This window comes from Aquabacter sp. DMC10, assembly GCF_056314145.1.
Genome location: NZ_JBQUYX010000006.1, coordinates 350,744 through 357,529 on the forward strand (window position 1 = coordinate 350,744; position 6,786 = coordinate 357,529).

The window sequence follows — 6,786 nt, forward strand, 5'->3', positions numbered from 1 at the left end:
TCACACGCAGCGCCTGTCGAGCGAAGCGCTGCTTCTACACCCTCACTGACGGAAAGGGAAGTTGAACGCCTTCAAAAGCGCCCGAGCTTCGTCATCCGTCTTGGCGGTGGTGCAAACGATGATGTCCATGCCCCAGATCTGCTCGACCTGGTCATAGTTGATTTCGGGGAACACGATGTGCTCCTTGATGCCCATGGCATAATTGCCGCGGCCATCGAAGCTCTTCGGGTTCAGGCCGCGGAAGTCCCGGACGCGCGGCAGCGCGACCGTCACCAGGCGGTCGAGGAACTCGAACATGCGCGCCTTGCGAAGGGTGACCTTCGCGCCGACCGGCTGGTTCTCGCGCAGCTTGAAGTTCGAGATCGCTTTGCGGGCCCGCGTCACCACCGGCTTCTGGCCAGCGATGCGACCGAGGTCCGCGGCGGCGGTGGTCACCTTCTTGGTGTCGGCAGTGGCTTCGCCCACGCCCATGTTGATCACGATCTTCTCGATCGTGGGCACTTCCATGGGGTTCTTGTAGCCGAACTGCTCGATCATCTTCGGCCGCACCACCTCGTCATAATAGGTGCGCAGGCGCGGCGTGTAATTGACCTCAGCCATCGATCCTCTCCCCGGAACGCTTGGCCACGCGGACCTTGGTCCCGTCCTCAAGCACCTGGAAACCCACCCGGGTCGGCTTGCCGTCCTTGGGGTCCGCCACCGCGATGTTTGACAGGTGGATGGGGGCCTCCTTGGAGATGATCCCACCTTCCTGGTTCGCGGTCTGGCGCTGGTGGCGCTTGACGATGTTCACCCCGCGCACCAGCGCGGTCTCTTCCTTCGGCAGAACCTGAAGGACCTCGCCGGTGCGACCCTTGTCGCGGCCGGCGAGGACGACGACCTTGTCGCCCTTCTTGATTTTCGCGGCCATCACAGCACCTCCGGCGCCAGCGAGATGATCTTCATGTGGTTCTTCGCGCGGAGCTCGCGCGGAACCGGCCCGAAGATACGGGTGCCCACCGGCTCCTTCTGGTTGTTGATCAGCACGGCCGCATTGCGGTCGAAGCGGATCACCGAACCATCAACCCGACGGATGTCCTTGGCCGTGCGAACCACGACCGCCTTCATCACATCGCCCTTCTTCACGCGACCGCGCGGAATGGCTTCCTTGACCGACACCACGATGATGTCGCCCACGTGAGCATATTTCCGCTTCGATCCGCCCAGCACCTTGATGCACATGACGCGACGCGCACCGGAATTGTCCGCCACGTCGAGATTGGTCTGCATCTGGATCATGACGCACCTGTTCTCGTCATCCAGCGCCGCCGGCACGCCGGCATTGCCCGTTCACACCATCCGTGCCCGCTCATCGGAACACGGTTTTTGCCGCGATGCGGTCTCCACTCGCCATCCCCAGTGTTGAGATGGGGATGGGACGGACCCTGCATCGGGGCCTTCTTCCTCAGACCTCTGCCCGCTTCTCGCCCTGGACCACGATCCAGTTCTTGAGCTTGGACAGGGGCCGATGCTCCTCGATCCACACCGTATCACCCACGGCCCAGGCATTGGCCTCGTCATGGGCATGATACTTCTTGGACCGACGAACGGTCTTCTTCAGCAGGGGATGGGTGAAGCGACGCTCCACCCGGACCACGACGGTCTTATCCTGCTTGTCGCTCACCACGACGCCTTGGAGCACGCGCTTCGGCATCGCTCACCCTCACTTCGTATCCGCGGCGAGGCCGCGCTTGGCATTCTGCACGGTCCGGATCCGCGCGATGTCGCGGCGGATCTGGCGGTTCCGTGCCGTATTTTCCAGCTGACCCGTCGCCTTCTGGAAGCGCAGGTTGAACTGTTCCTTCTTCAGCTTCAGCAGCTCATCGGCGAGCTGATCGGGGCTGAGGGCCCGAACGTCCTCGGCTTTCATGAGCCTCTCCTCACTCGGCGATGCGCTGGATGAAGCGCGTCTTGATCGGCAGCTTGGCCGCCGCGAGGGTCAGCGCCTCACGGGCGATGTCCACGCTCACGCCGTCGATCTCAAACATGATGCGGCCGGGCTTGATCTTGGCCGCCCAGTATTCCGGGGCGCCCTTGCCCTTACCCATACGCACTTCGGTCGGCTTGGCCGACACCGGCACGTCGGGGAACACGCGGATCCAAACACGGCCCGCGCGCTTCATGTGACGGGTCAGAGCGCGGCGGGCGGCCTCGATCTGACGCGCGGTCACGCGCTCGGGCTCGAGGGCCTTGAGGCCGAACTCGCCGAAATTGAGGTCCGTACCGCCCTTGGCAACGCCGGAAATGCGTCCCTTGAACTGCTTACGGAACTTGGTGCGCTTCGGTTGCAGCATGGCTTACACGCTTTCTTTCTCGCGCAGCCGATCACGCTGCGTCACGGTCGCGGTCACGACCATGGTCGCGATCCCGCTCACGGCGCGGCGGACGGCCACTCGGCCCTTCGTTCTCGGCCAGGCGCTTGTCCTGAGCCATGGGGTCGTGCTCGAGGATTTCACCCTTGAAGATCCACACCTTCACGCCGCACGTCCCGTAGGTCGTGAAGGCGGTGGCGGTGCCGTAATCCACGTCCGCGCGCAGCGTGTGCAGCGGAACGCGGCCTTCACGATACCACTCGAGGCGCGCAATCTCCGCTCCGCCGAGACGGCCGGAGCAGTTGATGCGGATGCCCTCCGCGCCGAGGCGCATGGCCGACTGAACGGCGCGCTTCATGGCGCGGCGGAACGCCACGCGGCGCTCCAGCTGCTGGGCGATGGACTCGGCGACAAGGCGCGCATCGGTTTCCGGCTTGCGGATCTCGATGATGTTGATGAAGACCTCCGACTTGGTCATGTCGGCGACCTTCTTGCGCAGCTTGTCGATGTCGGCGCCCTTCTTGCCGATCACCACACCCGGACGAGCCGAGTGAATCGTCACCCGGCACTTCTTGTGCGGGCGCTCGATCACCACCTTGGACACCGCGGCCTGCTTCAGCTGCTTGAGCAGCATGTTGCGGATCTTGATGTCCTCGTGCAGCAGCTGGCCATACTCGCCCTTGCCGGCGAACCAGCGGCTGTCCCAGGTGCGGTTGATGCCGAGCCGCAGCCCGACCGGATTGACCTTCTGACCCATCAGGCCCGCTCCTCCACTTCCCGCACCACAATCGTGATGTGGGAGAAGGGCTTCTCGATGCGCGAGGCGCGACCGCGCGCTCGGGGCGAGAACCGCTTCATCACCAGACCCTTGCCCACGTGCGCCTCGGCGACGACCAGGTCGTCCACGTCGAGCTCGTGGTTGTTCTCGGCGTTGGCGATCGCGCTCTCAAGGCACTTCTTCACATCGCGGGCGATCCGCTTGCGAGAGAACTCGAGATCGGCGAGCGCCGTCGCCACCTTCTTGCCGCGGATCAGACCCGCGACCAGATTGAGCTTCTGCGGCGAGACGCGCAGATTGCGCGCCACTGCCTTGGCTTCATTGTCCGCGAGCGATCGCGCCTTTGCCTGCTTACCCATGGCTCATCACCGCCGCTTGGACTTCTTGTCGGCCGCGTGCCCGTAATAGGTGCGGGTCGGCGAGAACTCGCCGAACTTCTGGCCAACCATGTCTTCCGACACATAGACCGGCACGTGCTTCTGGCCGTTGTACACGCCGAAAGTAAGGCCGACGAACTGGGGGAGGATCGTGGAGCGCCGGCTCCAGATCTTGATGGTGTCGTTGCGACCCGAAGCGCGCGCGGTCTCTGCCTTCTTCAGCAGATAGCCGTCGACGAACGGGCCCTTCCAAATTGCTCTCGACATATCCAGGCCCTCACTTCTTCCGCTTGTGGCGGCTCGTGACAATGAACTTGTCGGTCGCCTTGTTCGAGCGGGTCTTCTTGCCCTTGGTGGGGAAACCCCAGGGCGTAACCGGATGACGGCCACCCGAGGTGCGGCCTTCGCCGCCGCCGTGGGGATGGTCCACCGGGTTCATGGTCACGCCGCGATTGTGCGGGCGCTGGCCGAGCCACCGGGAACGTCCCGCCTTGCCGAGCGAGATGTTCATGTGGTCCGGGTTGGACACCGCACCGACCGTGGCATAGCAGGCGCCATGAACCAGACGCTGCTCGCCCGAATTCAGGCGCAGGATCACATAGCCCTGGTCGCGGCCGACGATCTGGGCATAGCTGCCCGCGGACCGGGCGATCTGGCCGCCCTTGCCGATCTTCAGCTCGACATTGTGCACGATCGTTCCGACCGGCAGGTTGGACAGGGCGCCGGCATTGCCGGGCTTCACGTCCACCTGCTCGGCGGCGATCACCTGGTCGCCCACCGCCAGGCGCTGCGGCGCCAGGATGTAGGCGAGGTCACCGTCCTCATACTTGATGAGGGCGATGAAGGCGGTGCGGTTGGGATCATATTCGATCCGTTCCACGGACGCCGGCACGCCGCGCTTGGAGCGCTTGAAGTCGACGATACGATAGGTCTGCTTGTGTCCGCCGCCACGGAAGCGGACGGTCACGCGACCGGTATTGTTGCGGCCGCCCGAGGAGCTCTTGCCCTCGGTCAGCGTCTTCACCGGCTTGCCCTTGTAGAGGCCGGAGCGGTCGACGATCACGAGCTGGCGAAGGCTCGGCGTGACCGGCTTGAAATGCTTCAGCGCCATGGTCTTATCCCCGTTCCCTCAGCTCACAGGCCGGTGGTGACGTCGATGGTCTGGCCCTCTTCGAGGGTCACGACCGCCTTCTTCACATCCGACTGCACGCCCTTGCGGCCCTTGAAGATCTTCACCTTGCCCTTGCGGACGAGGGTGTTGACGCTCTTGACCTTGACGTCGAACAGACGCTCCACCGCTTCCTTGATCTCAGGCTTGGTGGCGGTGCGGGCGACGTTGAAGACGACCTTGTTGAACTCGCTGTGCGCCGTCGCCTTTTCGGTGATGACGGGCGAGAGGATCACGTCGTAATGACGCGGCTCGATATTCCGCTGCGGGCTCATTTGAAGCGCGCCTCCAGAGCGTCCAGGGCGGCCTTGGTCAGGACCAGGGTGTCGCGCCGCAGGATGTCGTAAACGTTGATGCCCTGGATCGGCAGCACGTCCACGTAAGGCAGGTTGCGCGCCGCCAGAGCGACGTTCGTCTCCACCTCGGAGCCGTCCACCACGAGAACCGAGGCGATGCCCAGCTTCTCGAACCGATCCTTGAGCGCCTTCGTCTTGGGATCGTCGAGGGAGACCTTGTCGAGGACAAGGATCTGCTCGGCCTTCACCTTGGACGAGAGCGCATGCTTCAGGGCGAGGGCGCGCACCTTCTTCGGCAGGTCGATGGCGTGCGAACGCACCACCGGGCCGAAGGCGCGGCCGCCGCCACGGAACTGCGGCGCAGACGCCGCACCGTGACGGGCATTACCGGTGCCCTTCTGCTTGTACATCTTCTTGGACGTCCGGTTGATCTCCGAACGGCCCTTGGTCCGGTGCGTTCCGGCCTGGCGACGCGCCAGCTGCCAGGTCACGCAGCGGTGCAGGATGTCGGCGCGCGGCTCGAGACCGAAAATCTCGTCCGAAACGGTCACAGACCCCGCATCAGCTCCATCGAGCGTCTTGACGGCGAGTTCCATCACGCGCCCTCCTCATTGGTCGCTTCGGCCGCCGGGGCCGCAGCTTCTTCAGCGCCGCGCAGCTTGAAGGCGCCGGGCTGAGGAGCCTCGCTCGGCAGGCGCTTCTTGACCGCGTCGCGCACCATGATCCAGCCACCGGCGTGACCGGGGACGGCACCTTCGACCGCGATCAGACCGCGCTCGACGTCCGTCATCACCACCTTCAGGTTCTGGGTGGTGACCGTGGTGTGACCCATGTGGCCGGGCATCTTCTTGTTCTTGAAGGTCTTGCCCGGGTCCTGACGGCCACCGGTCGAACCGATGGAGCGGTGGGAGATGGACACGCCGTGAGAGGCGCGCAGACCACCGAAATTGTGCCGCTTCATACCGCCGGCAAAGCCCTTGCCGATGGTCGTGCCGGTCACGTCCACGTACTGGCCCACAACGAAGTGGTCAGCCGTGATCTCGGCGCCGACAGGGATCAGCCCGGATTCGTCCACGCGGAATTCCGCCATGGTCCGCTTGGGCTCGACCTCGGCCACCGCAAAGTGGCCGCGCTCGGCGCGCGTGACATTGTTCGGCTTGCGACGGCCAGCGCCAAGCTGCACCGCCACATATCCGTTCTGATCGAGCGTGCGGTGGGCAACCACCTGGCAGCTCTCAACTTTAAGCACCGTGACCGGAACATGCTCACCCGCATCCGTGAAGATGCGAGTCATGCCGACCTTCTGGGCGATGACGCCTGACCGCATGGTCGTGTCTCCTCGCCTCACATCAGAGCTTGATTTCGACGTCGACGCCGGCGGCGAGGTCGAGCTTCATCAGCGCGTCCACCGTCTGGGGCGTCGGATCGACGATATCGAGCAACCGCTTGTGAGTACGCATCTCAAACTGCTCGCGCGACTTCTTGTCGATGTGCGGAGAGCGATTGACCGTGAACTTCTCGATCCGCGTGGGCAGCGGGATGGGACCGCGCACCTGGGCGCCCGTGCGCTTGGCCGTGGCGACGATCTCGCGCGTCGAGGCATCGAGAATGCGATGATCGAACGCCTTGAGGCGGATCCGAATGTTCTGGCCGTTCATGGCTCTATGGCTCCAACAGAAAGGGGCGCGGGACCAGTCCCGATGCGGGAGACCCGCGCGCCCCCGTTCGTTATTCTCTCAATCACTCGATGATGGAGGCGACGACGCCGGCGCCCACCGTGCGGCCACCTTCGCGGATGGCGAAGCGCAGCTTCTCT

Annotated in this window: 15 protein-coding genes; all 15 read right to left on the reverse strand. The window is 64.3% G+C overall.

Features of this window, described 5'->3' with window-relative positions; all coding sequences use genetic code 11:
- Positions 1 to 42: 42 nt before the first annotated feature.
- Positions 43 to 600, reverse strand: coding sequence for a 50S ribosomal protein L5 (gene rplE, locus ACT54L_RS17960; protein WP_476087002.1), 558 nt, complete (start codon positions 598 to 600; stop codon positions 43 to 45).
- Positions 593 to 910, reverse strand: coding sequence for a 50S ribosomal protein L24 (gene rplX, locus ACT54L_RS17965; RefSeq protein ID WP_476087003.1), 318 nt, complete (start codon positions 908 to 910; stop codon positions 593 to 595). Before rplX ends, rplE begins: the two co-directional genes overlap by 8 nt.
- Complete coding sequence (gene rplN, locus ACT54L_RS17970) at positions 910 to 1,278, reverse strand: 50S ribosomal protein L14 (protein WP_029006297.1); 369 nt, start codon at positions 1,276 to 1,278, stop codon at positions 910 to 912. The genes rplX and rplN overlap by 1 nt, the downstream gene beginning before the upstream one ends.
- Before the next feature lie 166 nt (positions 1,279 to 1,444).
- Entirely contained in the window at positions 1,445 to 1,693 is a 249-nt protein-coding gene (rpsQ, locus tag ACT54L_RS17975; RefSeq protein WP_476087004.1) for a 30S ribosomal protein S17, read from the reverse strand.
- 9 nt (positions 1,694 to 1,702) lie between these two features.
- On the reverse strand, positions 1,703 to 1,909 hold the full coding sequence (gene rpmC, locus ACT54L_RS17980; protein ID WP_274777167.1) for a 50S ribosomal protein L29: 207 nt from the start codon (positions 1,907 to 1,909) through the stop codon (positions 1,703 to 1,705).
- Between the two features lie 10 nt (positions 1,910 to 1,919).
- Positions 1,920 to 2,333 carry a 50S ribosomal protein L16 gene (rplP, locus tag ACT54L_RS17985; RefSeq protein WP_476087005.1) on the reverse strand — a complete coding sequence of 138 codons (414 nt, stop codon included), beginning with the start codon at positions 2,331 to 2,333 and terminating at the stop codon, positions 1,920 to 1,922.
- A 31-nt stretch (positions 2,334 to 2,364) separates the two neighbouring features.
- A complete protein-coding gene (rpsC, locus tag ACT54L_RS17990) occupies positions 2,365 to 3,108 on the reverse strand; it encodes a 30S ribosomal protein S3 (RefSeq protein WP_476087006.1) in 744 nt (247 codons plus the stop codon).
- The gene (gene rplV / locus ACT54L_RS17995) at positions 3,108 to 3,488 is read right to left on the reverse strand and encodes a 50S ribosomal protein L22 (RefSeq protein ID WP_476087007.1); all 381 of its coding nucleotides are present in this window, start codon (positions 3,486 to 3,488) and stop codon (positions 3,108 to 3,110) included. Before rplV ends, rpsC begins: the two co-directional genes overlap by 1 nt.
- 6 nt (positions 3,489 to 3,494) lie before the next feature.
- Positions 3,495 to 3,773, reverse strand: a complete 279-nt coding sequence (gene rpsS, locus ACT54L_RS18000; RefSeq protein ID WP_274777165.1) for a 30S ribosomal protein S19 — start codon at positions 3,771 to 3,773, stop codon at positions 3,495 to 3,497.
- Positions 3,774 to 3,783: 10 nt separating this feature from the next.
- The gene (gene rplB / locus ACT54L_RS18005; RefSeq protein WP_476087008.1) at positions 3,784 to 4,617 is read right to left on the reverse strand and encodes a 50S ribosomal protein L2; all 834 of its coding nucleotides are present in this window, start codon (positions 4,615 to 4,617) and stop codon (positions 3,784 to 3,786) included.
- A gap of 23 nt (positions 4,618 to 4,640) precedes the next feature.
- The gene (locus ACT54L_RS18010; RefSeq protein WP_209105109.1) at positions 4,641 to 4,949 is read right to left on the reverse strand and encodes a 50S ribosomal protein L23; all 309 of its coding nucleotides are present in this window, start codon (positions 4,947 to 4,949) and stop codon (positions 4,641 to 4,643) included.
- Positions 4,946 to 5,566 carry a 50S ribosomal protein L4 gene (gene rplD / locus ACT54L_RS18015; protein WP_209105108.1) on the reverse strand — a complete coding sequence of 207 codons (621 nt, stop codon included), beginning with the start codon at positions 5,564 to 5,566 and terminating at the stop codon, positions 4,946 to 4,948. Before rplD ends, ACT54L_RS18010 begins: the two co-directional genes overlap by 4 nt.
- Positions 5,566 to 6,297, reverse strand: a complete 732-nt coding sequence (gene rplC / locus ACT54L_RS18020; RefSeq protein WP_476087009.1) for a 50S ribosomal protein L3 — start codon at positions 6,295 to 6,297, stop codon at positions 5,566 to 5,568. Before rplC ends, rplD begins: the two co-directional genes overlap by 1 nt.
- A 22-nt stretch (positions 6,298 to 6,319) precedes the next feature.
- Positions 6,320 to 6,628 carry a 30S ribosomal protein S10 gene (gene rpsJ, locus ACT54L_RS18025; protein WP_012113701.1) on the reverse strand — a complete coding sequence of 103 codons (309 nt, stop codon included), beginning with the start codon at positions 6,626 to 6,628 and terminating at the stop codon, positions 6,320 to 6,322.
- A gap of 82 nt (positions 6,629 to 6,710) precedes the next feature.
- Positions 6,711 to 6,786 (reverse strand): EF-Tu C-terminal domain-related protein (locus ACT54L_RS18030; protein WP_159731174.1); only part of this gene is annotated, 76 nt, incomplete at its 5' end.